Origin of the sequence: Actinomadura syzygii, assembly GCF_008085905.1 — a bacterium.
In the GTDB taxonomy this organism is placed as follows: Bacteria; Actinomycetota; Actinomycetes; order Streptosporangiales; family Streptosporangiaceae; genus Spirillospora; species Spirillospora syzygii.
In genome coordinates this window covers 222,251-245,434 of record NZ_VSFF01000001.1, presented here as the reverse complement: position 1 = coordinate 245,434, position 23,184 = coordinate 222,251, and the positions used below count along the sequence as shown (strand labels likewise).

General features: G+C 70.8%; 18 protein-coding genes. 13 read left to right on the top strand and 5 right to left on the bottom strand.

Translation table 11 applies throughout. From position 1 onward, the window contains the following. Window positions 1-5: 5 nt before the first annotated feature. Window positions 6-1,247 (bottom strand): cytochrome P450, encoded by a 1,242-nt coding sequence (locus tag FXF65_RS01315; RefSeq protein WP_246198294.1) that lies wholly within the window; start codon window positions 1,245-1,247, stop codon window positions 6-8. 139 nt (window positions 1,248-1,386) lie between these two features. On the opposite strand from FXF65_RS01315, the gene FXF65_RS01310 reads away from it, so the two are divergent. Continuing rightward, window positions 1,387-2,193: an SAM-dependent methyltransferase gene (locus FXF65_RS01310; RefSeq protein ID WP_246198293.1), complete on the top strand. Its 807-nt coding sequence runs from the start codon at window positions 1,387-1,389 to the stop codon at window positions 2,191-2,193. Between the two features lies 1 nt (window position 2,194). Here the strand turns inward: FXF65_RS01310 and FXF65_RS01305 are convergent, their stop codons facing one another. Continuing rightward, window positions 2,195-3,619: a pyridoxal phosphate-dependent decarboxylase family protein gene (locus tag FXF65_RS01305; RefSeq protein ID WP_148347663.1), complete on the bottom strand. Its 1,425-nt coding sequence runs from the start codon at window positions 3,617-3,619 to the stop codon at window positions 2,195-2,197. Window positions 3,620-3,690: 71 nt separating this feature from the next. Between FXF65_RS01305 and FXF65_RS01300 the strand changes: the two genes are divergently transcribed. The 3 genes from FXF65_RS01300 (at window position 3,691) to FXF65_RS01290 (ending at window position 8,670) form a co-directional block, all read left to right on the top strand. Next, entirely contained in the window at window positions 3,691-4,644 is a 954-nt protein-coding gene (locus tag FXF65_RS01300) for a GlxA family transcriptional regulator (RefSeq protein ID WP_148347662.1), read from the top strand. 221 nt (window positions 4,645-4,865) lie between these two features. Continuing rightward, window positions 4,866-7,802, top strand: coding sequence for a glycosyl hydrolase family 18 protein (locus FXF65_RS01295; protein ID WP_246198292.1), 2,937 nt, complete (start codon window positions 4,866-4,868; stop codon window positions 7,800-7,802). A 109-nt stretch (window positions 7,803-7,911) separates the two neighbouring features. Continuing rightward, a complete protein-coding gene (locus FXF65_RS01290; RefSeq protein ID WP_222868308.1) occupies window positions 7,912-8,670 on the top strand; it encodes a DsbA family protein in 759 nt (252 codons plus the stop codon). On the opposite strand, the gene FXF65_RS01285 is transcribed toward FXF65_RS01290, so the two are convergent. Continuing rightward, window positions 8,651-9,403 (bottom strand): phytanoyl-CoA dioxygenase family protein, encoded by a 753-nt coding sequence (locus tag FXF65_RS01285; RefSeq protein WP_148347659.1) that lies wholly within the window; start codon window positions 9,401-9,403, stop codon window positions 8,651-8,653. The genes FXF65_RS01290 and FXF65_RS01285 overlap by 20 nt on opposite strands. A 62-nt stretch (window positions 9,404-9,465) precedes the next feature. Further along, complete coding sequence (locus FXF65_RS01280) at window positions 9,466-11,268, bottom strand: bifunctional metallophosphatase/5'-nucleotidase (protein WP_148347658.1); 1,803 nt, start codon at window positions 11,266-11,268, stop codon at window positions 9,466-9,468. 418 nt (window positions 11,269-11,686) lie between these two features. Here FXF65_RS01280 and FXF65_RS01275 point away from each other — a divergent pair, with 418 nt between their 5' ends. The 5 genes from FXF65_RS01275 to FXF65_RS01255 are packed head-to-tail and all read left to right on the top strand — an operon-like array spanning window position 11,687 to window position 17,315. Continuing rightward, window positions 11,687-13,285, top strand: a complete 1,599-nt coding sequence (locus FXF65_RS01275) for an AMP-binding protein (RefSeq protein ID WP_148347657.1) — start codon at window positions 11,687-11,689, stop codon at window positions 13,283-13,285. After that, the gene (locus FXF65_RS01270; RefSeq protein ID WP_148347656.1) at window positions 13,282-14,511 is read left to right on the top strand and encodes an acyl-CoA dehydrogenase family protein; all 1,230 of its coding nucleotides are present in this window, start codon (window positions 13,282-13,284) and stop codon (window positions 14,509-14,511) included. Before FXF65_RS01275 ends, FXF65_RS01270 begins: the two co-directional genes overlap by 4 nt. 25 nt (window positions 14,512-14,536) lie before the next feature. Further along, window positions 14,537-15,295 (top strand): enoyl-CoA hydratase/isomerase family protein, encoded by a 759-nt coding sequence (locus tag FXF65_RS01265; RefSeq protein WP_148347655.1) that lies wholly within the window; start codon window positions 14,537-14,539, stop codon window positions 15,293-15,295. An 8-nt stretch (window positions 15,296-15,303) separates the two neighbouring features. Then, on the top strand, window positions 15,304-16,236 hold the full coding sequence (locus FXF65_RS01260; protein WP_148347654.1) for a VOC family protein: 933 nt from the start codon (window positions 15,304-15,306) through the stop codon (window positions 16,234-16,236). Continuing rightward, a complete protein-coding gene (locus FXF65_RS01255; RefSeq protein WP_148347653.1) occupies window positions 16,233-17,315 on the top strand; it encodes an acyl-CoA dehydrogenase family protein in 1,083 nt (360 codons plus the stop codon). Before FXF65_RS01260 ends, FXF65_RS01255 begins: the two co-directional genes overlap by 4 nt. Before the next feature lie 60 nt (window positions 17,316-17,375). On the opposite strand, the gene FXF65_RS01250 is transcribed toward FXF65_RS01255, so the two are convergent. Then, entirely contained in the window at window positions 17,376-18,689 is a 1,314-nt protein-coding gene (locus FXF65_RS01250; protein WP_222868307.1) for a hypothetical protein, read from the bottom strand. Between the two features lie 175 nt (window positions 18,690-18,864). On the opposite strand from FXF65_RS01250, the gene FXF65_RS01245 reads away from it, so the two are divergent. From FXF65_RS01245 to FXF65_RS01230, 4 genes are all read left to right on the top strand, one after another. After that, window positions 18,865-20,061, top strand: a complete 1,197-nt coding sequence (locus FXF65_RS01245; protein WP_148347651.1) for a histidine kinase — start codon at window positions 18,865-18,867, stop codon at window positions 20,059-20,061. Window positions 20,062-20,124: 63 nt separating this feature from the next. Continuing rightward, window positions 20,125-20,883 (top strand): LytR/AlgR family response regulator transcription factor, encoded by a 759-nt coding sequence (locus tag FXF65_RS01240; protein WP_148347650.1) that lies wholly within the window; start codon window positions 20,125-20,127, stop codon window positions 20,881-20,883. 47 nt (window positions 20,884-20,930) lie between these two features. After that, complete coding sequence (locus FXF65_RS01235) at window positions 20,931-21,305, top strand: DUF485 domain-containing protein (RefSeq protein ID WP_246198291.1); 375 nt, start codon at window positions 20,931-20,933, stop codon at window positions 21,303-21,305. Further along, a complete protein-coding gene (locus FXF65_RS01230) occupies window positions 21,302-23,032 on the top strand; it encodes a sodium/solute symporter (protein WP_148347649.1) in 1,731 nt (576 codons plus the stop codon). The genes FXF65_RS01235 and FXF65_RS01230 overlap by 4 nt, the downstream gene beginning before the upstream one ends. Window positions 23,033-23,184 lie beyond the last annotated feature (152 nt).

The window sequence follows — 23,184 nt, the reverse complement described above, 5'->3', positions numbered from 1 at the left end:
GCGGGTCAGCGGCGTGCGGTGATCCGGGTGGGCAGCGAGGCGAAGCCGCGGTCGTTGGACGAGCGGACCCGCACCGCGTCGTCGACGTCGATCTCGTAGTCGGCGACGATGCTCGTGATCTCGTTCAGCGCGAGCCGCGCCTCCAGCCGTCCGAGGTTCGCGCCGAGGCAGTGGTGGCGGCCGTTGCCGAACGCGAGCGACGCGCCGGTGTCGCGGTCGAGGTCGAAGCTCTCCGGCTCGGGGAAGACGTCGGGGTCGCGGTTGGCGGCGCCGACGAGCAGGAGGACGCGGGCGTCCGCCGGGATCGTCGTGCCGTGCAGCTCGACGTCCTCGGTGCTGGTGCGGGCGAGCGCCTGGGACGGCGGGTCCCAGCGGAGGGTCTCCTCGATCCAGTCGGCGGTCCGCCCGCCGAGCGCCTCCTCGCGCTGCTCGGGGTGCCGCCAGGCGGCGTGCCAGGCGTTGCCGAGCGTCAGCATCGTCGTCTCGATCCCGGCTCCGACCAGCAGGATCAGGACGCCGACGATCTCCTCGGGGGTGAGCCGGTCGTCGCCTTCGGCGGCGTCGAGGAGGCCGGAGAGCAGGTCGTCCGCGCGGCGCTTGGATCGTTCTATCGTCAGCTCCGTGTAGTAGCCGACGAGCGCGCCGATGGCCTGCCGCGCCTCCGGCGGCAGGTCGCCGCCCGCGTCGTCCTCGTCCCGGTACATGATCGCCATGCCCAGCTCGCGGACCTTGTCGCGGTCGGCCTCGGGCACGCCGACCAGCTCGGAGATCACGTCCGTGGGGAAGCGCCCGGCGACGTCCCTCATCAGGTCGAACGTGCCGCCCTCCAGGTGCGGCCGGACGCACTCGCGGGCGATCTCCCGGATCCGCGGCTCCAGCTCCTGGACGCGCTTCTGCGTGAACGCCCGCGACACGAGCCCGCGCATGCGGGTGTGCTTCGGCGGGTCCATCGCGACGAACGAGAAGAACCGCTCCGCGTCCGGGCCCCAGAACGCCGGTTCGATCCGCAGGCCGTTCCGGCTGGAGAAACGCGCCGAATCCTTCAACGCGGCGACCACGTCCGCGTGCCGCGACAACGCCCAGAAGTCGTCATTGTCGTTGCGGTACACCGGTGACTTCTCGCGCAGCCGCGAATACACCGGGTAAGGGTCGTCCTGAATCGCGAAGTCGAACGGACTGTAGAAGAGGTCCACTGCTGCCTTCCGGGTCGGCGCCGTCTTGTGGAACGATCCTTTACCGTCGAGCAACGGTTCGCCCACCATTTCACAGCACCGGCCCCGATGATCCACCCCGGACGTGCGGAACGGCCGTCCCCCCTGCACAATGGGCTGTTGTGATCTCCATTTCCGGCGCGGGGGCGCGGCGGACGACGAATCGAGGTGGGGTGTGGAGGTTCCGCCGGGGATAGACCCGACGAAGGCGCATCCGTCCCGCCGGTACAACTACTGGCTCGGCGGCAAGGACAATTTCGCGGTGGACCGCGAGTCCGCGGAGACCGTCGCCTCCGCCTTCCCGACCGTCCGCCTGTCGGCCTGCGAGAACCGCGCGTTCCTGAAGCGCGTCGTCACCTATCTGGCGGGCGAGGCGGGCATTCACCAGTTCCTCGACATCGGCACCGGGCTGCCGTCCGCCGGGAACGTGCACGAGGTCGCGCAGGCCATCGAGCCGACGTCCCGCATCGTGTACGTCGACAATGACCCCGTGGTCCTCGTCCACGCCCGCGCGCTGCTGACCAGCGCTCCCGCGGGCCGGACCGCCTACATCGAGGCCGACCTCCGCGACCCGGAGAAGATCCTCGCCGACACCGACCTCGCGCACACCCTCGACCTGTCGCGCCCGGTCGCGCTGATGCTGGTCGCGACCATGCACTTCATCACCGACGAGCACGACCCGTACGGGATCGTCCGGCGGCTGCTGTCGGCGCTGCCGTCCGGCAGTTACCTGGTCATGACGCACGCGACGAACGACTTCCTGACGCCCGAGCAGTACGCGGAGAGCGTGGAGGCGAACGAGCGCAGCGGCGTCCCGTTCCGGCTGCGCAGCACGGACGAGTTCACGCGGTTCTTCGAGGGCCTCGAACTGCTGCCACCCGGGGTCACGTCGGTGGTCGACTGGCGTCCGGAGATCCCCGCGGAGCAGCGGCCGTCCGTCGCGGACGTCTCCATGCTCTGCGCCGTCGCCCGCGTCCCCTGACTCACCCGCGCGCGTCGTTCACCGCCCGGACGAGTTCCTCCACGTCGGCGGACGTGGTCCGGTGGCTGATCACGCAGGCGCGGAGCGCGGGACGCCCGGCCAGCTCGACCGGGCTGATCCAGGCACGTCCGCCCTCGACGACCGTCCGCGCGAGCGCGTCGTGGTGCGCCCGCGTGCCGTCGCCGGGGTCGGCGAAGCAGACGACGGGGAACGGGGTGTCGTTGACGATCTCCCAGCCAGTCTCGGCGAGCCGCGCGCGGAGGAGGTCGGCCAGCTCGGCGTCGTGGTCGAGTTGCTCGGCGTATCCAGTGCGGCCCGCGACGGCCAGGCTGAGGAACAGCTTCAAGCCGATGAACCGCCGCGACCACTGCATGCCGGACGTGTACGGGTCGACGGTGTCGGGGACGTCCGCGGGCATGTAGGACGTCGTCACCCGGAACGTCTCCGCGAGGCCCGCCGCGTCCGTGCACAGGAAGGCGCCCGCGCCCATCGGGACGCTCAGCCACTTGTGCGCGTCCACCGTGATCGAGTCGGCTCGCTCGATCCCGGCGAGGGCGGGGCGCAGCCGGTCCGACAGCGCGGCCGCACCGCCGTAGGCGGCGTCCACGTGCAGGCGTAGGCCCTGGTCACGGCACAGGTCGGCGAGGTCGTGCAGCGGGTCGACGGCTCCGGCGGCGGTCGTCCCGGCGGTCGCGACGGCGAGGAACGGCAGGTCGCCGCCCGCCCGGTCGGCGGCCACCATCGCGGCGAGCCGGGACACGTCGAGCCGCAGGTCGGGCCCGGTCGGGACGAGCCGCACGGCGTCCCGTCCGAGCCCGGTCGCGTGCGCGATCTTCAGCCAGGCGAGGTGGCTCTCCGCCGACGCGTACATGACCGGACGTCCGGGCAGCGCGCGCAGGCCGCCGGTGCCGTAGCGCGGCCAGGCCCGGGTCAGCGCGAGCAGCACGGCGGTGTGGTTCGCCTCCGTGCCGCCGCTGGTGAACGACCCGGCGACCGCCTCCGCCGGGTAGCCGAGCCGGCCGCCGAGGAAGCGCAGCAGGTGCGCCTCGAACTCGGCGGCGGCGGGCGCGTGCGACCACGCGGCGAGCTGCGGGTTGAACGCCGCCGCGAGGGTCTCGCCGACGACGCCGAGCGGTGTCGGCGTCGGGTTGAACAGGCCGAAGTAGCGCGGGTGCGTGGTGTGGACGGTCGCCGTCCGCAGCAGCTCCGCGACCGCGCCGAGCACGTCCTCGGCGGGCGCCGGGCGAGCGAAGTCGTAACCGCCGATCACGGTTCGCAGGTGTTCGACGTCGACCGGCGGGCTCACCGCGCGTCCGGCGACGTCCGCGCGCTCGTCCTCGATCAGCTCGACGGCGCGCCGCCACAGCTCGTCCGCCGCGGGGCGGGACGGGCCGAACGACGCCCGTCCGACGGGAAAGGGCTCCATGGTCCGACTCTCGCGTCCGCGCCCGGCCGTCCCCAAGTGGCAGTAGTGACCATTGGCGCTAAATTAGTGACATGCCGCACCGCCTGGCCGTCGCCGTCACCGACGGGGTGCCGATCTTCGAGTTGGCGATCCCGTGCGAGGTGTTCGGTTACGAGCGGCCGGGGCTCACGGACTCCTGGTACGACTTCCGGCTGTGCGCGCCCGCCGGGACGCGCACCGCCGCCGGGTTCGCCCCGCGCGCCGACGCCGGGCTCGACGCGCTCGCCGCGGCCGACACCGTCGTGATCCCCGCGTGCGCCAACCTGCTGGACGACCAGCCGCCCGACCTGGTCGAGGCCGTCCGCGCGGCGCACCGCAGCGGCGCCCGGATGGTGTCGCTGTGCACGGGCGCGTTCGTCCTCGCCGCCGCCGGGATCCTGGACGGACGTCCCGCCACCACCCACTGGATGCACGCCGGGCAGCTCGCCGCGCGGTATCCGAAGGTCCAGGTCGACCCGAGCGTGCTGTACATCGACGACGGCGACGTCCTGACCAGCGCGGGCACGGCGGCCGGGCTCGACCTGTGCCTGCACATCGTCCGCGCCGACCACGGCGCGGCGGTCGCGAGCGCGCTGGCCAAGCGGCTCGTCATGCCCGCGCACCGGCCGGGCGGGCAGGCGCAGTACATCGAGGCGGCGACCGCCGTCCAGAACACCGACGACCTCGGCCCGCTCCTCGACTGGGCGCGGGAGCGCCTGCACGAGCCGCTCACCATCGCCGCGCTCGCGCGCCGCGCCGGGATGACGCCCCGCACGCTGATCCGCCGCTTCCGCGCCGCGACCGGCACGACCCCGATGGCCTGGCTGCGCGGCATCCGCGTCGACTACGCGCGGGAGTTGCTGGAGACGACGGCGCTGCCCGTCGACCGGATCGCCGAGCGCTCGGGCCTCGGCAGCCCCGCGAACCTCCGCCATCACTTCACGCGTGCCGTCGGAGTGCCCCCGACGGCCTACCGGCGGGCGTTCGCGGCGGACCCCGGTCGCTGATTTTTCACTGGTCCAGTCGCCATGCTGGACCGGTTCAGACTGTATGACACCGTTGAAATTCAACTCTTGCACACCGCCTGAGGTGCGGTTATTGTCACGGCAATTTGTATAGTTTCCTAACTATTTGAAGGGACAGGATTGCCGTGGCCGCAAGCCGCTCCCCACTCCGGGCGATCCTCACCGGGTGTAGCGCCATCCTCCTGATGCTCGGCATAACGGCGGTGCTGACAGCACCCGCCAATGCCGCCGGGCCGACCGCCGCCTGCCATACCGTCCAAGAATGGGGCGGTGGGGCACAGTACGGCTGCACCATCAGCAACGGTGGCAGCGCCTCCATGTCGAACTGGAAGCTGGAGTTCGACCTCGCCTCCAACGTCAAGATGGGCTCCTACTGGGACGCCTCGCTCGCCAGCTCGGGCAGCCACCACACGTTCACCAGCAGGGAGTACAACGGCACGGTCGCGCCCGGCGCGACCGCGACGTTCGGCTTCCTCGTGTCCTACACTGGCGCGCTGACCGAGCCGCAGAACTGCCTGCTCGACGGTCAGCCGTGCGGTGGCGGCACCGTGGACGCCCCGCCGAGCGCACCCGCCAACCTCCGCACGACCGAGATCACGTCGACGTCCGTCACCCTCGCCTGGGACGGCGCGGCCGACGACAAGGGCATCAAGAACTACGACGTGCTGAACGGGACCGCCGTCGCCGCGACCGTCACCGGCACCACCGCCAAGGTCACCGGGCTCACGGCCGGGACACGCTACACGTTCCGGGTCGTCGCCCGCGACACCGCCGACCAGGTGTCCGACGCCGCCGAGGGCGTCACCGTCACGACCCCCGGCAGCGGTGAGGACGCCCCGCCGTCCAAGCCCGCCGACCTGAAGGTCACCGAGACGACCAACGACTCGGTGTCCCTCTCCTGGGGCGCCGCGACCGACGACCACGGCGTGACCGGGTACGACGTGCTGCAGAACGGCTCGGTCGTCCAGTCCGTGACCGGCACCACCACCAAGGTCGCCGGCCTGACCGCGGGCAGCTACAAGTTCGCGGTCCGCGCCAAGGACTCCACCGGCCAGGTCTCCGAGCTGAGCAACGAGGTCACCGCCAAGATCGGGTCCGGCAGCGCTGGCTGCCGTCCGGACGGCCTCTACCAGACGCCCGGCGTCTCGCCGGCGTACTGCGACGCCTACGACAACGACGGCCGCGAGAAGATGGGCGACGGCCACCCGCGCCGCGCCATCGGCTACTTCACCAGCTGGCGGACCGGCAAGAACGGCGCGCCGCGCTACCTCGCGAGCGACATCCCGTGGGACAAGGTCACCCACATCAACTACGCGTTCGCGCACATCGACGGCCAGAACAAGGTCTCGGTCGGCAACGACTCGCCGAACAACCCGGCGACCGGGATGGAGTGGCCGGACGTCAAGGGCGCGGAGATGGACCCCTCGCTCCCGTACAAGGGCCACTTCAACCTGCTCAACAAGTTCAAGAAGCAGCACCCGAACGTCAAGACGCTGATCTCGATCGGCGGCTGGGCGGAGACCGGCGGCTACCTCGACGACAACGGCAAGCGCGTCGCGTCCGGCGGTTTCTACACGATGACCGACAGCCAGGACAAGATCAACACGTTCGCCGACTCGGTCGTCGCGTTCCTGCGCAAGTACGGCTTCAACGGCGCGGACATCGACTACGAGTACGCGACGTCGATGAAGTACGCCGGGCACCCGGACGACTTCACGTTCTCCAACGCGCGGCGCTCGACGCTGATGGCCAACTACGTCTCCCTCATGAAGACGCTGCGCGAGAAGCTCGACGCGGCGAGCGCGGCCGACGGCAAGTACTACATGCTGACCGCCGCCACCTCGGCGTCCGGCTGGATCCTGCGCGGTCATGACACCTACCAGGTGAACCCGTACCTGGACTACGCCAACCTCATGACCTACGACCTGCACGGTTCCTGGAACCACTTCGTCGGTCCGAACGCCGCGCTCTACGACGACGGCAAGGACAACGAGCAGGCCGACGGCGGCGTCTACACCGCCTACGGAATGGGTTACCTGAACACCGACTGGGCGTATCACTACTTCCGCGGTTCGATGCCCGCCGGACGCATCAATATCGGCGTGCCGTTCTACACCCGCGGATGGCGCGATGTCTCCGGCGGCACGAACGGGCTGTGGGGCAAGGCGGCGCTGCCGGACCAGACGAAGTGCCCGCCCGGCACCGGTAAGAACGTCGGCTCCACGACGCCTTGTGGAAACGGCGCCGTCGGGCTCGACAACCTGTGGCACGACGACGACGCCGCCGGCGTGGAACAGGCGTCGGGCAGCAACCCGATGTGGCACGCCAAGAACCTCGAAAAGGGAATCCAGGGCGACGACTACATCGGCGCCTACGGCCTCGACCCGGCGAAGGACCCGGACGACCGCCTCACCGGCACCTACACCCGCCAGTACGACAACACGATGAAGTCGCCGTGGCTGTGGAACAGCACCAAGAAGGTGTTCCTCTCCACCGAGGACGACCAGTCCATTGCCGCCAAGGCGCAGTACGTGGCGGACAAGGGCATCGGCGGCATCATGATCTGGGAGCTCGCCGGAGACTACGCCTGGGACGCCGCCCGCAACGGCGGCAAGGGCGAGTACTTCATGGGGCAGACGCTGATCACGGCCATCAACGACAAGTTGAAGACCGCGACTCCGTACCAGAACCGCAAGTCGGATCACACCATGCCCACCGAGGTGCTCGACGTGAAGGTGGCCCTGACCAACTTCCCGGTCGGCGACGCCAACTACCCCATCACGCCGAAGATGACCATCACCAACAACTCGGGCCAGACCATCCCGGGCGGCGCCACGTTCAAGTTCGACTACGGCACTTCCGCGCCGTCGACGATGACGCAGCAGACCGGGTGGACGCTCTCCGTTCAGGCTGGTCACACCGGAAACAACACCGGCGGCCTGAAGGGCGACTTCCATAGGGCGACGCTCACCGTTCCCAGCTACACGAGCATTCCGAACGGTGGCAGCGCGACGGTCGCGCTGAGTTACCAGCTACCGATATCGTCCCCGTCGAACTTCCAGCTCACGTTCGGCGGCAAGTCCTACGCGCTCGCGCAGGACTACCCAGTAACCGCGTCAGTAGGCGGCACACACCGCTGACCTGAGCGGCTTCACATAGAAGGCAGGGCGTATGCCACCACCCGGCATACGCCCTGCCCAGCCGTTTCCGGTACCGAAATTCCCGTTCCCGAGAGCTGGAGAGTGTGCGGTGAATCGTGCGAGAGGCCGCTTAGCGGCGGTTCTGCTGGCGGTCGTGCTGGGCGCGGCGGTCGGCGGATGCGACGGTTCCGGGTCGGACCGGACGTCGGCGCGCCCCGTGCCCTCCTATGCCGCCATCACGGACGTGCCGGAAAGCCTTTCCCTGGACGGTACGACAGTCACGGTCGGGAATCCCGCCGCGCTCGTCCTCGTCCATTTGTACGAGGACCCGCGCTGCCCGACCTGCAAGGCGTTCGAAACGATCGGCGGTGGCCCTGTGCTGCGCGACTGGGTCGTCCAGGGCAAGGCGAGGGCCGACTACACGATGGCCTCGTTCCTGGACGGACGGCTCGGCGGCCACGGCTCCGAGAAGGCCGTCAACGCCCTGCGCGCGGCATTCGAGCAAAAGAAGTTCGCCGAATACCACGAGGTCCTCTACCAGAATCAGCCCGAGGAGACCGTGGACGGCTTCACCACCGCGCGCCTCCTGGAACTGGCGGGCAAGGTAGAGGGGCTGCGCGGACCGGCCTTCGACTCCGCCGTGAAGACGATGAAGTACCGGAATTTCGTCGACACTGCGCAGGTGGCGTACGTGCGGGCCGGACGCAGGGGCGGAAACGGCCCCGGCACCCCCACCCTGGAGATCGACGGAATCAGGGTCCCGGACGAAACCTACAACTCCCTCTTCGACAAGACGGCGTTCACCCAGATACTCACTAGGGTGTACGCGGTGATAGCGAGGGAGACTCCTAAGCCAGCGCGTGCCTGATCGCCGCACCTACCGGTTCTGACGGGTCAACGGGACCGGCTGAGTGGAGCGGTGGTTGTCCCAGGAAACGCGGGACCGTGCCGTGATGAGGCTGGCCCGCGTGGACCACGAACGGGTGGCAGAGATAGACGGTGCCCGCCGGGCCCGCGGCGTAGGCGATGGGGCGGTCGGCGCTCGCGGCTTCCGCGCGGCTCGCCAGTTCCACGGCGTCTAGGCCGTCTTCGCCTTCCGGTTCGAGGAGGCGGGCCACGTCCAGGTGGGAGCCGATCCGGAGGCGGGTGGGCGCGTCCTTCTCGGTCACGTCCGAGAAGAGGAAGAGCATCAGCAGCGCGCGGTCCTTGGAATGGACGTTCGCGCGCCAGGAAAGGTAGTCGGTCGGTGACGAATCGGGACCGGCGAAACTGACGTCCACGTGCCAGTTGTCCACGGCGGCCGATTCTCCGCCCGGGAACCGGATGACGAACCCGCCGAGGCTGGTGGGCGGCGTCCAGCGTCCCTCGCCGACGAGCGTGTCGAACGCGGCGCGCAGCTTCGGCGTGTTGGCGGCGGCTCTGAACGGCGCCTGCCCGTAGCCCGGACGAGTCGCGATCGGCCCCGGCCAACTCGACGGATCGTCAGGGTCGGCGCCGAGGTCGTTCCAGATGATGGCGCGGCATTCGTCGGCCAGGTCGCGGGGGAAGGCGCCCTCCACCCGGACGAAGCCGTGCTCGATGAAGGCGTCGACGTCGATCACGGACCCACTCTGGCCGAGCCACGTTCAGCGGTCCAACGATTATTCGCGCTCAGAACACGGGCTCAGAACACGGGCGTGCCGTCGCGGACGAGCTTCCAGTTGACCACGTGAAAGGCCGCCGGGTCGATGGTGCCCGCCTTGGCGGCGTACTCGACGATCGCCTCGCGAATGGCGACCTGCGCGTTGTAGACGACGGGCGCGGCCGTGACGTTCGGGAATCCGCCGCCGCCCGACTGGCGGTAGTTGTTCACCGCCACCACGAATCGCTGGTCGTCCGCGACGGGCTTCCCGTCGTAGGCGAGATTGGCGATGCGCGAGCCTTCGGTCTTCGCGATGTCCACGTCGTACGTGACGCCGGAGAGTTGGTCGTAGTTGTAGTCGGGACGGTTGTGCGCGTTCGTCCACGACGCGGGATCGACGGGCGCGCTCGCCGCGACCTGCTTGAAGTACTGCGCGGAGTATTCGAGGTACGCCTTGATCTGCGAGCCGGTCAGCACGCTGGCCAGAAGCGTGTTGTCGTAGATGTAGAGCCCGGCGATGTCCTTGATGGTGACCTTTCCGGCGGGGAACGTCGCGGAACGGCTGAACGGCGCGGCTATCGACAGCACTGGGAGGGCGGCGTTCTCCGTCCCGGCGATGGCGTCCTTCACCTTCGCCGTCTGGACGAGGTGGATGTAGTCCAGGATCGCCGTGTCCTTCCAGCAGGACTCGGCCGCCGACATCTCCTCCGTGGAAGTGGCGACCTCCTTGTTCACATAGGCGACCACCGCGTCGTGCTGCTTCTTGACGAGCGTGACGAGTTCCGGGTCCTCTTGGACAGTGTTCGTGTTCACCGACGTCGCGGATTTCCCCGTGACCTTCCAGCGTCCCCGCTCGTGGGTGAGCGTGAGGTCGAAGACGGACAGCCGCTGCCCCCAGCATTTCGGCTCGCTCATCACGACCGTCCGGCCGGTGGCCTTGTTCGTGACGAAACGCTCCGGGATGTCGAGGTGCGCGTGCCCGAACAGGATGGCGTCGATGCCGGGCACCTGCTCGGCGACCAGCGCGGCGGCGTTCTCCACGGGCAGGTCGCCGGTGTAGGACGAGGTGCCGCTGTCCCCGGAGTGCGCGCTGACGATCACGACGTCCGCGCCCTGGTGGCGGATCACCGGCACCCACCGGCGCGCGGTCGCGACCAGGTCGAGGAAGTCGAGCTTGCCGGAGACGTTGCCGCGGTCCCAGATCGCGACGCCCGGGTTCGTCAGCCCCAGCAGGCCGACCGTGATCGGCGGGAACCCGTGGACGCGCATCCGCTTGAGCATGTACGGCCGGAAGGCGGGACGGCGCGTCCCCGCGTGTACGGCGTTCGCGGCCAGCACCGGCGCGCGCATCTGCCGGATCCACGTGTTGAGGAACGGCAGGCCGTAGTTGAACTCGTGGTTGCCGAGGGCCACCGCGTCGTACCCGATGGCGTTCATCTGCCGCGCCATCGGGTGGACGGCGCCGGTGTCGGTGATCGGTTCGACCGACGCGTAGTAGAAGCCGAGCGGCGTGCCCTGGATCGTGTCCCCGGCGTCGAACAGGAGGGTGCGCTCGCGCCCCCGCGCGGCGCGGATCTGGTTGACCAGGCTCGACACGCGCGCGAGGCCGACGACGTTCCCGTCGCGGTCGCCGTACTCGGCGTCGGTGTAGTAGTCCCAGTCGAGGGCGTGGCTGTGGAGGTCGGACGTGCCCATGACGGTGATCGTCACCGTCCGGCCGCGCGGCGCGGCGTCCGCCCGGCCGGGCCAGCCCGCGACGGCGAGGGCGCCCGCGGCGGTCAGCCCGCCGAGGACCTGCCTGCGGCTGACGTCGGGAACGTGACAGGAACACCAGCGCGGCTGCATATCGGACCGTTCCTTCCGCAGGGGACGGGAGAACGATAAGGCCGCCGCCGATGGCCGGGACTGGTGAAATCTTCCGATTCCCAGGGGAGATCATTGGCAGTCCACGCCAAACCGGACATCCCCTCCGCCCGGCGATCGCCAGACCGGGACCGAGGTGTGGGCTACATCACAAAGCGCGCTGAACCGCCCTGGAGATCACTCTTGAAGCGGCTTCTCCCTTTTCGGGGCTGTTGCCGGGTATAGCGATTCGTGCTCATCTATTTACAGCGATGTCCGGTTGTGGACGCTCCCAGCCGGTCCCCACCACCCGACCGACCCGCCACCGAAGCCACCCGCCACCGAAGCCACCCCGCCACCGAGTCATCCCGCCACCAGTCACCAGCCACCGACGACGCACGCAGCGACAGCGGAGGTCCGGATGCGCAAGGAGACGCTGGAGAGCTTCGTCCTCGGGGACGTCCTCCGGTCACAGGCGCAGGTTCACCGACGGCAGACGTTCCTCAAGTTCCGCGACGGCGAGATCACCTACGGCGAGGTGGACGACGCCGCCGACCGCATGGCCCGCGCGCTGTCGGCCGCCGGGATCGGGCGCGGCGACCATGTCGGCCTGATGCTGCCGAACTGCGCCGACTTCGTCCATCTGGTGTTCGCGCTGGCACGGATCGGCGCGGTCGCCGTGCCGATCAACATCGCCTACCGGGGGGAGCTGCTGCGGCACGTCCTGGACAGCTCCGACTCGTCCTGGCTGATCGTCGACGGGCCGTACGCGGAGCGGCTCACCGGGATCGCGGAGCGGCTGCCGAAGCTCGGCGGCGTGTTCGTCCGGGACGCGGCCGGCGGCGGCGTGCTGCTCGACCGGCTCGGCAAGCCCGCCCGCGAGCTGACCGCGCTGCCGGACGACGGCGACGGCGACCGCCGCGTCGACCTCGACATCCGCTTCGGCGACCTCCAGGCGATCATGTACACGTCCGGCACGACGGGCCCGTCCAAGGGCGCGATGGTGCCGCACGCGCTTGCGCTGACCTGCGCCTACGACTCGCTCGACTTCCTCGACCGGTGGGGCAAGACGATCTACTGCCCGCTGCCGCTGTTCCACGCCGCCGCGCTCTGGGACGGCATGCTGTCCGCCCTCCTCGGCGGCGGCTCGATCGCGCTCGTGGAGCGGTTCAGCGCGTCGAGGTTCTGGGACGACGTCCGCCGCTTCGACGCCCAGGTCTGCATGAGCGTGTTCTCGATGATCCCGATCCTGCTGAACCGCCCGCCCACGTCACGCGACCGCGACCACCGGTTGGAGACGTTCTACATGGGCAAGTCCAACCTGGACGAGCCCATGCGGGAGCGGTTCGGCGTCCGGTCGGTGGAGACGTACACGAGCACCGAGGCGGGCATCGCGACCGGCAGCCCGTACGGCGAGTGGCGCGTCGGGTCCTGCGGGCAGGCCCACGACGAGCGGTTCCACGTCGCGGTCGTGGACGAGCACGACCGCGAACTCGGCTCCGGGGAACCGGGCGAGCTGGTGCTGCGGCCGAAGCAGCCGTTCGTCCTGACGACCGGTTACTACGGGAACTGGGAGGCCACGACCCACTGCTTCCGGAACATGTGGTTCCACACCGGAGATCGGGTATGGCGCGATGACGACGGTTACTTCTACTTCCTTGACCGGATGAAGGACGCCATCCGCCGGCGCGGCGAGAACATCTCCGCCTTCGACCTGGAGACGGAGATCAACCAGCACCCGGCGGTCCTGGAGTGCGCCGCGATCGGCGTGCCCTCGGAACTGGAGGACGAGGACATCAAGGTGTCGATCGTGGTGCAACCGGACACCGGCATGGACCCGGCCGAGCTGATCGCCTACTGCGAGGAGCGGCTGCCGCGGTCGATGGTGCCGCGCTACGTCGAGTTCGTGGAGGCGCTGCCCCGCACGCCCACCGACAAGGTCGCCAAGTACAAGCTTCGGGCGCAGGGCGAGCACGGCGTCACCGACACGACCTGGGACCGGGAGGCGGGCGGCCGGTGAACTGGGACGACACGCCGGAGCAGGCCGCCTTCCGCGAGGAGGTCCGCGCCTTCATCCAGGACAACTTCCCCGCTGAATACCGTCCGGCGGACGACGAGGAGCAGAGCCTCGAACCGGAGGACGTCGCGGGCTACAACTGGCCCGTCGACCGCGTCGCCGACGACCCGGAACGCCGCGAGGGCGCCCGCGCGTGGGCGGCGGCGCTCGCCGAACGCGGCTGGATCGCGCCGCACTGGCCGGAGGAGTTCGGCGGGGCGGGGCTGTCGGCGCTGGAGGAGTTCGTCCTGCACGAGGAGATGATGCGCGCGCGGGTGCCGACCGTGAACGGCATCGGCGCGTTCCTCCTCGGCCCGACCCTGCTCGTCCACGGGACGGACGAGCAGAAGGCCGCGCACCTGCCGCCGATCGCGAAGGGCGAGGCGACGTGGGCGCAGGGCTTCTCCGAGCCCGGCTCCGGCTCCGACCTGGCGTCGCTGCGGACGCGGGCCGTCCGCGACGGCGACGAGTACGTGGTCGACGGTCAGAAGGTGTGGACGTCCCTCGGCCAGTACGCCGACTGGCTTTTCGTGCTCGTCCGCACCGACCCCGACGCCGAGAAGCCCCATCGCGGCATCACGTTCCTGCTCATCGAGGCGGACGCGCCCGGCGTGACGATCCGTCCGATCGAGGACCTGCGCGGCTCGGCGCCGTTCTGCGAGATCTTCTTCGAGGGCGTCCGGGTGCCGGTGGCGAACCGGGTCGGGGACGAGAACCGCGGCTGGTACGTGGCGATGTCCGCGCTCGGCTTCGAGCGGGCCGGGATCGGCGCGACGATCAAGTACGAGCAGGCCCTCGCCGAGCTGGTGACGTACCTGCGCTCCCCGGACGGCCGCCGCCACGCCCGCGTCACGCCCGCCCTCCGGCGGGAGATCGCGCGCCGCAGGACGGAGATCCGCGTCCTGTACAACCTGGCCCGCTACACCGTGTCGCGGCAGGCGGAGGGCGCGGAGCCCGACTTCGAGGCGTCCATCAACCAGCTCTTCGGCGCGGAGCTGCACCAGCGCCTCGCCCGGACGGGCGCCCGCGCGTTCGGCCGGTCCGCCGCGCTCTGGCAGCGCGACGGCGCGCCGCTCGACGCCGTGTTCACCCACATGCGCCGCGACTCGGTGGCGTCGACCTTCCTCGGCGGCACCACCGAGATCCAGCGAAACGTCATCGCCACCCGGGGCCTGAGCCTGCCCCGCTGACCGACCCACCGGAGGAGCGAACCGCATGCCCGCCGAGAACCCGTATGAGACTGTCGACCTGCGGATCGAGGAACGCGTCGCCTGGCTGACCCTGAACCGCCCGGAGAAGCTCAACGCGCTGACCCCGACGACGATGACGGAGCTGCGCGACATCTTCACCCGCGTCGACGACGACGAGGACGTGTGCGTCGTGGTGCTGCGCGGCGCGGGCGAGCGCGCGTTCTGCGCCGGGATGGACCTCGGCTGGTCGGAGAAGCTGACCCCGCGCGAGCGGATCGAGCAGGGGCGGCTCGGCGAGAAGACGTTCGCGATGATGGAGCGCCTGTCGGTCCCGGTGGTCGCGGCCGTGCACGGCTACGCGGTCGGCGGCGGGCTGGAGCTGGCGCTCGCGGCCGACTTCATCATCGCGTCGGACAACGCGAAGATGGGCCTGGTCGAGATCACGCTGTCGGCGCGTCCGCCGTACCGGCCGAAGATGACCGAGGACGGCGACCCCGACCAGCCCGAGTTCGGCGGCTCCGCGCCCGGCTGGGGCGGCGTGAAACGGCTCCCGGAACGCATCGGAAAGGCCCGCGCGAAGGAACTCCTCTTCACCGGAGCGCGCATCGACGCGGAGCGGGCGCTGCGACTCGGCCTGGTCAACGACGTCTACCCGGCCGAAGAATTCGACAAGCGCATTGGCGAACTGGCCGAGCGCATCGCCGCGATGAACCGCTACAACCTGCGTCTCGTCAAGGAACTGGTCACGTACGGCTACGACTGGATCGAGCCCCACCCGAGCTAGGAGGACCCGTGCAGATCTACCGCATCGATCACGTCGCGCAGGTGACTCCCGACCTGGACGCCCAGGTCGAGTTGCTGGAGCGGCTGTTCGGGTTCCGGCGCGTCCGGGCCTGGGACAACCCCGCCGAGGGCGTGCGCGGCGCCCGCCTCGAAATCCCCGGCAGCCGCGGGCAGGCGTGGGAAGTGCTCGCGCCCGCCGGTGACGGCTCGGCGTTGCAGACGTTCCTGGACGAGCACGGCGGACGTCCCGGCCTCCATCACGTCGGCGCGGAGGTGCCCGACCTGGAGGCCGTCCGCGCCGAGTTGGAGTCGCGCGACGTCAAGCCGACCGACGGGGTGCGCGGACGCTGGCTGGAGGCGTCGCTGAGCCCGCCCGAGCACGGCCCCGGCGTCCTGTGGCGGCTCCGCGGCCCCGGCAGCCTCGACATGTGCGGCGACACCTCCGGATCGGCGGCCGAGCCGGGCACTCCGGACGGCCCGTCGCTGGGTGTCGTCGCGCTCGACCACATCTGCCAGGCGTTCCACGACCGCGACGCGCTCGCCGACTGGTACCGCGACCTCGCCGGGTTCGTGCAGGTCTGGCGGACGCCCGAGGACGAGCACCCCGACATGGCGGACCTCGTCCTCAACATCCCCGGCTCCGCGATCTGCTGGGAGGTGATCACGTCGCGCGGCGAGGACTCGTTCATCGACCGGTTCCTGGAGCGCAGCGGCCCCGCCGCCCACCACGTCACCTTCGAGGTCGACGACTGGGACAAGGCGCTCGCGGCCTGCGACCACCACGGCACGCCCACCTTCGACGACGAGGAGGGCGTCACGGACGGCGCGGCCTGGAAGCACACGTTCATCCATCCGAAGCACACCGGCGGAATCCTCGTCCAGTTGTTCTGGGAGGAACGGCCGGGCGTGTGGGTCCGCTCCGACAAGATCCCGCCGTCATGAACCTGGGTCTCAGCGAGGACCAGGAACTCATCGCGTCCACGGCCCGCGAGCTTCTGGAGTCGCGGACGGCGACGGCGGGCGCGCGGGCGGTGGACGCCGATCCCGCCGGGTACTCGGTCGCGCTGTGGAAGGAAATGGTCGACCTCGGCTGGCCGGGCCTCGCGTTCCCCGAGGATTTCGGCGGCGTCGGCGGCGACTTCCTGGACGTGTGCCTGCTGTTCGAGCAGCTCGGATACGCGCTGGTCCCGAGCCCGCTGCTGACATCGGTGGCGTGCGCCGGGATGCCGGTCGCGCGGTTCGGGACGGACGCGCAGAAGGAGCGGTGGCTCGGCGCCATCGCCGAAGGGCACGTCGTGACGGCGGCGCCGCCGCCGTGGGACCGTCCCGGCGACGGACCGGTCGCCGCGCCCGACGGCGACGGGTTCACGCTGAACGGGACGGCGACGTTCGTGCCGTTCGCCGCGTCCGCCGAGAGCCTGCTCGTGGCGGCGCGGCTCGACGGCGAACCGCGCGCGTTCTGGGTGGACGCCTCGGCCGTGACGATCCGTCCGCTGGACACGGTCGGGCTCGACCGTCCGTGCCACGTCGAGTTGGCGGACGTCCGCGCCGACGACGCGCTCGGGCCAGAGGCGGTGCAGGCCATGGCGCGGTTCGGCGCGGCGGCCGTGTGCGCGGAGATGGTCGGCGGGGCGCAGCGCGTCCTCGACCTGACGGTCGCGTACGCGACGGAGCGGGAGCAGTTCGGCAAGCCGATCGGGTCGTTCCAGGCCGTCCAGCACCACTGCGCGGACATGGCCATCGACGTGCTGGGCTCCAGGTTCATCGCCTACGAGGCCATCTGGCTGCTGGCGTCCGGACGCGACGCCGCCGACGAGGTGTCCATGGCGAAGGCGTGGGTGAGCGAGGCGTACGAGCGGGTGTGCGCCCTCGGCCACCAGGTGCACGGCGCGATCGGCTTCACCGCCGAGCACGACCTGCACCTGTTCTCGCGGCACGCCACGTCCGCGGCGCTGGCCTTCGGCGACGGCGACCAGCACTACGACGCCCTCGCCGCCGCCCTCGACGTCCAGGACACCTGACGCCGAATCACCGGACGCCCGGCCGGGGTCAGTCCCGGCCGGGCGCCTTTCAGAGCGTCGCTACGGATAGACGGAATAGACCATCCGCTTTCCCGGGTGCTCGCCCAGCGTCCAGATGGTGCCGAGCGTCGGGCTGTTGGGGTCGGAGCCGCCCTGCCAGTGCGACAGGTCCTCCGGGCCGATGGCGAGGTCCTGTTCCTTCGCCGTCGACAGGGTCGTGGTGGACGACGTCGCCGGATCGGTCGTGTAGAGCGTCCCGGCGCCGGTCTCGCCGTGGCTGCGGCTGAGGTACCAGCGGCCGTTGAACCTCAGCGCGCCCTGGACGTTGCTGACCGGCAGCTTGTGCGCCACGTCGGCGTTCCACGAGTACTCGGGGTCGAGGATCAGTTCGCCGCTGGTGGTGAAGGCGTTCGAGACGGGCCACGCGGCGACCCGTCCCTTGGCCGTCTGGTCGCCGTCGCAGTACTCGCCCGAGATCACGTGGTCGGCGCCGCTGCGGTCGAGGGAGACGTAGGAGAAGTTGGGCGACCCGTCCTTGTCGGTGCACGTGGTGCCGGTCGGGGCCGTCCGGGTCCAGGAGCCGACCTGCGGCATGATGTAGCGGTAGCCGTACCCGTAGTAGGTGTCGCCGACCTTGCCGACCCAGTCCGGGTTGGACGTCGTCCCGTTCTCCGACGCGCCCAGGTCGTAGATGCGGCGCATGTCGAACATCCGGTAACCGCGCTCGGTGTCCGCGACGAACAGGTGGTTGCCGTACCAGAGGATGCCGCCCGCGTGCAGCGGCTTGCTGTAGTCGGTGCTGGACGGGTCCTCCGACACGCGGATGGTGTCGTAGTCGCCGTTGGCCCGCGGATACACCAGCAGGACGTGCCGGTAAGCGCCGGTGTACGGGTTGATGAAGCTGATCCGGACGCCCTTGACGGGGTTCTTGGGGCCGCCGACGTGGTCGTACCAGCTCACCAGGACGGGCTGGTACCCGTCGCCCCACACGCGGTCGCCCTGCATGTCGGCGACCGTGGTGATGCCCTGCGGGTACCACTCGGTGGTGTTGTTGTCGCCGCTGTTCCAGCAGATGCTGCGCTGGATGGCGACGGAGCTCCCGGACGCCACGGCGGCGGGCTGGCAGGCGGACCCGACCGAGACCGGCCGCGTCGTGTCCTTCCGGTTGAGGTCGTTCATGATGGTGGTGACGGTGCCCTTCACCAGCGGAAGGGCGTCGGCGCGGTCCCGGAGGTCGGACCCGTAGGCGTTGGGGCGGAGCGCGAAGTTCGCGAGCGACAGCTCGTCCGCGGAGGCGGGGGCCTCCAGCGCGGCGACGAGCGGGGCGGCCAGGGCGAGGGCGGCGATTAAGGCGAGACTGCGACGACGGCGCATGCGCACTCCTCACGGCCGGACCCGCGCCGGTGCGTCCCGGGGGCGCGGGCCCCGACCAAGATCGTTTCTTTGGCGAGTGCAACATGACACGGATATCCCGATTAGGCCATACCGAGTATGCGCCAAAGTGATCAACTTCACATGTGGCCCACCTGGTGACAAGTAGGTTTGCGGGATGGACGTGGTAGTCGCCGTCGCCGCGACGTTGCTGCTCACCTGGGTTCCGGCGCTGGCGTGGCGGTGGTGGCGGCGCGGGCGCGGCGGCGATCTCGGCGGGCCCGCGCGGCGCGCCACGTTCGAGACGCTGCACACCGCGTCCCGGGCGACGCCCGCCTTCCGCGCCGGGCTGACCAGGCAGGGCGCGCAGAAGGCGGCCCGGCACCTGCGGGCGCTGCTCGGCTGCGAGGCCCTCGCGATCACCGACGGGGAGCGGCTGCTCGCCTGGGACGGCGAGCACGACCACCATTCCGCGCAGAGCCCCCGGCACGCGGAGGCGACGCTCGCGACCGGACGCACGCAGGTGCACGACGTGCCCTGCGACCGGCTCGACTGCCCGATCCGCCGCGTCGTGGTCGTGCCGCTCGCCACCGACGACCGCGTCGTCGGGACGCTCGCCGCCTACGGCGAGGACGTCCCCGCGGGCCTCATCCGCGCCGCCGAAGAGGTCGCCCAATGGGTGGACGCGCAACTCGAACTCGCCGAACTCGACCATTCCCGGACGAGGTTGATGGAGGCGGAGATGCGGGCGCTCCGCGCGCAGATCTCGCCCCATTTCATCTACAACTCGCTGACGACGATCGCGTCCTTCGTCAGGTCCGATCCGGAGCGGGCGCGGGAGCTTCTGCTCGAATTCGCGGGGTTCACGCGGTACTCGTTCCGGCGGCACGGGGACTTCACGACGCTCGCCGAAGAACTGCGCTCGATCGACCGTTATCTGCTGCTCCAGCGCGCCCGTTTCGGTGAGCAGTTGCGGGTCACGTTGCGGATAGCGCCCGAGGTGCTGCCGGTCGCCGTCCCGTTCCTGTCGCTCCAGCCGCTGGTGGAGAACGCCGTCCGGCACGGGCTCCAGGACAGGTCCGAGCCCGGCCTCATCACGATCGTCGCCGAGGACGCCGGGTCCGACTGCGTGATCAGCGTGGAGGACGACGGCATCGGCATGGAGCCCGACGACGTCCGGCGGCTGCTCGCCGGGGAGGAGCGCGCCGCGAACGACGACGGCGAGACCGCCGGGATAGGGCTCGCCAACGTCGACGGGCGACTCCGACAGGTGTACGGCGACGAGTACGGCCTCGCCGTCGAGACCGGACCGGGGGCCGGGACGAAGGTCACCGTCCGGGTTCCTAAGTATCGTCCTGGTGTCACCGCGTCCTGACCTATTGACTCGGCGGTCGTCCGTTGACTGGAATGTGGCGAGCGCTTTGGGAAGGACGGTGCGGTGGGCCTGCGTGTCCTCGCTGTCGATGACGAGGCTCCCGCGCTGGACGACCTCGTCCACCTCCTGCGTGCCGACCCCAGGATCGGTGAGATCCACACCGCCCGGGACGGCGCCGACGCCCTCCGCAAACTCGACCGGGCCCTCGCGGACGGACGTCCCATCGCCGCCGTCTTCCTCGACATCCGCATGCCGGGCCTGGACGGCACCGTGCTCGGCCGCGTCCTCGCCCAGTTCGCCCGCGCGCCGCAGATCGTGTTCGTCACCGCGTACGAGGGGCACGCCGTCGACGCCTTCGAGATCAAGGCGACCGACTACATCCTGAAGCCGGTGCGGCCGGAGCGGCTCCGCGAGGCGATCCGGCGCGTGTCGGAGTCCGCCGAGCTGGACGACGACGAGGCACCGCCCGCCGTCCCGGCCGAGCCGGAGCCGATGCCCGTCGAGCTGGGCGGCGTCATCCGGTTCGTCACGCCGTCCGAGGTGCTGTACGTCGAGGCGCAGGGCGACTACGCGCGGCTGCACACGTCCGGCGGCAGCCACCTGGTGCGGATCCCGCTGGCCGCGCTGAGCGAGCGGTGGACGGGCGCCGGGTTCGTCCGGGTGCACCGCAGCCATCTGGTCGCGCTGTCGGCGATCAAGGAGCTGCGGCTCGACTCGGGCCGCTGCACCGTCCTCGTCGGGGACGTGGAGCTGCCGGTGAGCAGGCGGCACGTCCGGGAACTGCGCGACCTCCTGGTCCGCAGAGCGAGGCGATCCCCCTGACCGCGGGCGGCGGCACCGACCGGCCGCAGGGGATCGCGCCGGGGCGGGTGCTGGTCACCGGGCCGCGGACGCGGGCCGTCCGGCGTCCGCGCTACCCGGTCACGCGGGAGATCGACGAGCAGACCGGGCTCGGCGAGGCGTACATGCGGTCGCTGATCCGCACGCAGCTCCGCCTCGCGGCCGGGCTGTGCCTGGTGCTCGGCGCCGTGGCGTTCGGGCTGCCGCTGCTGTTCGAGGTGTTCCCGGCCGTCCGCGAGCAGGAGGTGCTCGGCGCGCCGCTGCCGTGGGTGCTGCTCGGCGGGCTGATCTACCCGTGGTTCGTCGGGGTCGGCTGGTGGTACGTCCGGCAAGCGGAACGCAACGAGGACGACTTCGCCGAGCTCGTCGACCGCTCGGAACGCTCCGCCGCGGAGGAGCGGTGAGCGCGGCCTACGGGCTGGCGGGCGTCGTGCTGGTCGTCGTCGCGACCGTGCTGATCGGCGTGCTCGGGGTGCGCATCTCGCGGACGACGTCCGACTTCTACGTCGCGTCCCGGACGGTGACGCCGCTGCGCAACGCCTCCGCGATCGGCGGCGAGTACCTGTCGGCCGCGTCGTTCCTCGGCATCGCGGGCCTCATCCTCGCCTACGGCGCGGACATGCTGTGGCTCCCCGTCGGCTGGACGGGCGGCTACCTCGTCCTGCTGGTGCTCGTGTCGGCGCCGCTGCGCCGCTCCGGCGCGTACACGCTGCCCGACTTCGCGGAGGCGCGGCTGGAGTCGATGGCGGTGCGGCGGGTCGCGAGCGTGCTCGTCGTGCTGATCAGCTGGCTCTACCTGCTGCCGCAGTTCCAGTCCGCCGGGCTCGTCCTGCGGACGGTGACCGGCGCGCCGGTGTGGGCGGGCGGCGTCCTGATCGCGGTCGTCGTCGCGGTGAACGTGCTGGTCGGCGGGATGCGCAGCGTGACGCTCGTCCAGGCGTTCCAGTACTGGATGAAGCTGACGGCGCTCGCCGTCCCGCTGGTGTTCCTGCTGCTGGCGTGGCGGTACGACGGCGCGCCCGGCCTGTCGTCGGACGTCCCGCCGCGGTTCGACGACCGCACCACCGTCAGCGTCGGGCTGGCCGTCACCGTCAACGTGACCGCGCCCGTCCAGGTCGTCGTGGACGGGCGGGTCGACGGCCGCGACCACCGCTCCGACCCGATGGTGCTGGCCGCCGGGGAGCACCGCATCGAGGCGGACACGGACGTCACGTTCCCGGCGGGCGCCGACGTCCCGCACGTCCGCGGAAGCCCCGTCAGCACCGACCGCCAATGGATGCTGCCCCTGGACGGCCGCGACCATTCCCTCTACGGCACGTACTCGCTGATCCTCGCCACGTTCCTCGGGACGATGGGCCTGCCGCACGTCCTCGTCCGCTTCTACACGAACCCGGACGGACGCGCCGCCCGCCGCACCACCGTGATGGTCCTGTCGCTGCTCGGCGCGTTCTACCTGCTCCCCGCGCTGTACGGGATGCTCGGCCGCCTCTACACGCCCGAGCTGCTGATGACGGGCCGCGCGGACGCCGTCGTCCTCACCCTGCCCGGACGGCTCATCGGCGGACTCGGCGGCGACCTGCTCGGCGCGCTCGTCACGGGCGGCGCGGTCGCCGCGTTCCTGTCGACGTCGTCGGGGATCACGGTCTCCGTCGCGGGCGTGCTGGCGCAGGACATCCTGCGCGGCGGCGTCCGCTCGTTCCGGGCCGGGACGCTGCTCGCGCTCGTCGTCCCGCTGGCCCTCGCGATCACGGCCCGCTCGCTCGCCGTCGCCGACGTCGTCGGGCTGGCGTTCGCGGTGGCCGCGTCGACGTTCTGCCCGCTGCTCGTCCTCGGCGTGTGGTGGCGGCGGCTGACCGTGCCGGGCGCGTTCGCCGGGCTCGTCGCGGGCGGCCTGCTCGCCGGGACCGCCGTGATCGTGACGATCGCCGCCGGACCGCCGGGCGGCCTCGCGGGCGCGCTGCTCGCCGAACCCGCCGCCTGGACGGTCCCGATCGCGTTCACCGTCATGATCGTCGTGTCCTGGTGCACGCCGGGCCGGGTGCCGCCGGGGGTCGCGCGCATGATGGTGCGGCTGCACACGCCCGAGTCCCTCGACGTCGACCGGGGCACCTGGCGTCCGCGAAGGGTCTGAACAGGGCCTCAGAGGGCCCGTTCGGCCCGACCGTTCATCGTGCCAGAGGGACCGTTCGCCGACGCGGCGCGCAGGCCGCCGACGATGAATGGCTGCTGACCGCAGCCCCGGGGCGGAACCCTCGCCCGACCCTTGGAGCGTCCTTACGGTGG

Bases quoted from the DNA above. Each gene is read 5' to 3' on its own strand.
- FXF65_RS01275 (WP_148347657.1), top strand. From the start codon at position 11,687: ATGCGCAAGGAGACGCTGGAGAGCTTCGTCCTCGGGGACGTCCTCCGG.
- FXF65_RS01245 (WP_148347651.1), top strand. From the start codon at position 18,865: ATGGACGTGGTAGTCGCCGTCGCCGCGACGTTGCTGCTCACCTGGGTT.
- FXF65_RS01265 (WP_148347655.1), top strand. From the start codon at position 14,537: ATGCCCGCCGAGAACCCGTATGAGACTGTCGACCTGCGGATCGAGGAA.
- FXF65_RS01280 (WP_148347658.1), bottom strand. From the start codon at position 11,268: ATGCAGCCGCGCTGGTGTTCCTGTCACGTTCCCGACGTCAGCCGCAGG.
- FXF65_RS01300 (WP_148347662.1), top strand. From the start codon at position 3,691: ATGCCGCACCGCCTGGCCGTCGCCGTCACCGACGGGGTGCCGATCTTC.
- FXF65_RS01305 (WP_148347663.1), bottom strand. From the start codon at position 3,619: ATGGAGCCCTTTCCCGTCGGACGGGCGTCGTTCGGCCCGTCCCGCCCC.
- FXF65_RS01255 (WP_148347653.1), top strand. From the start codon at position 16,233: ATGAACCTGGGTCTCAGCGAGGACCAGGAACTCATCGCGTCCACGGCC.
- FXF65_RS01250 (WP_222868307.1), bottom strand. From the start codon at position 18,689: ATGCGCCGTCGTCGCAGTCTCGCCTTAATCGCCGCCCTCGCCCTGGCC.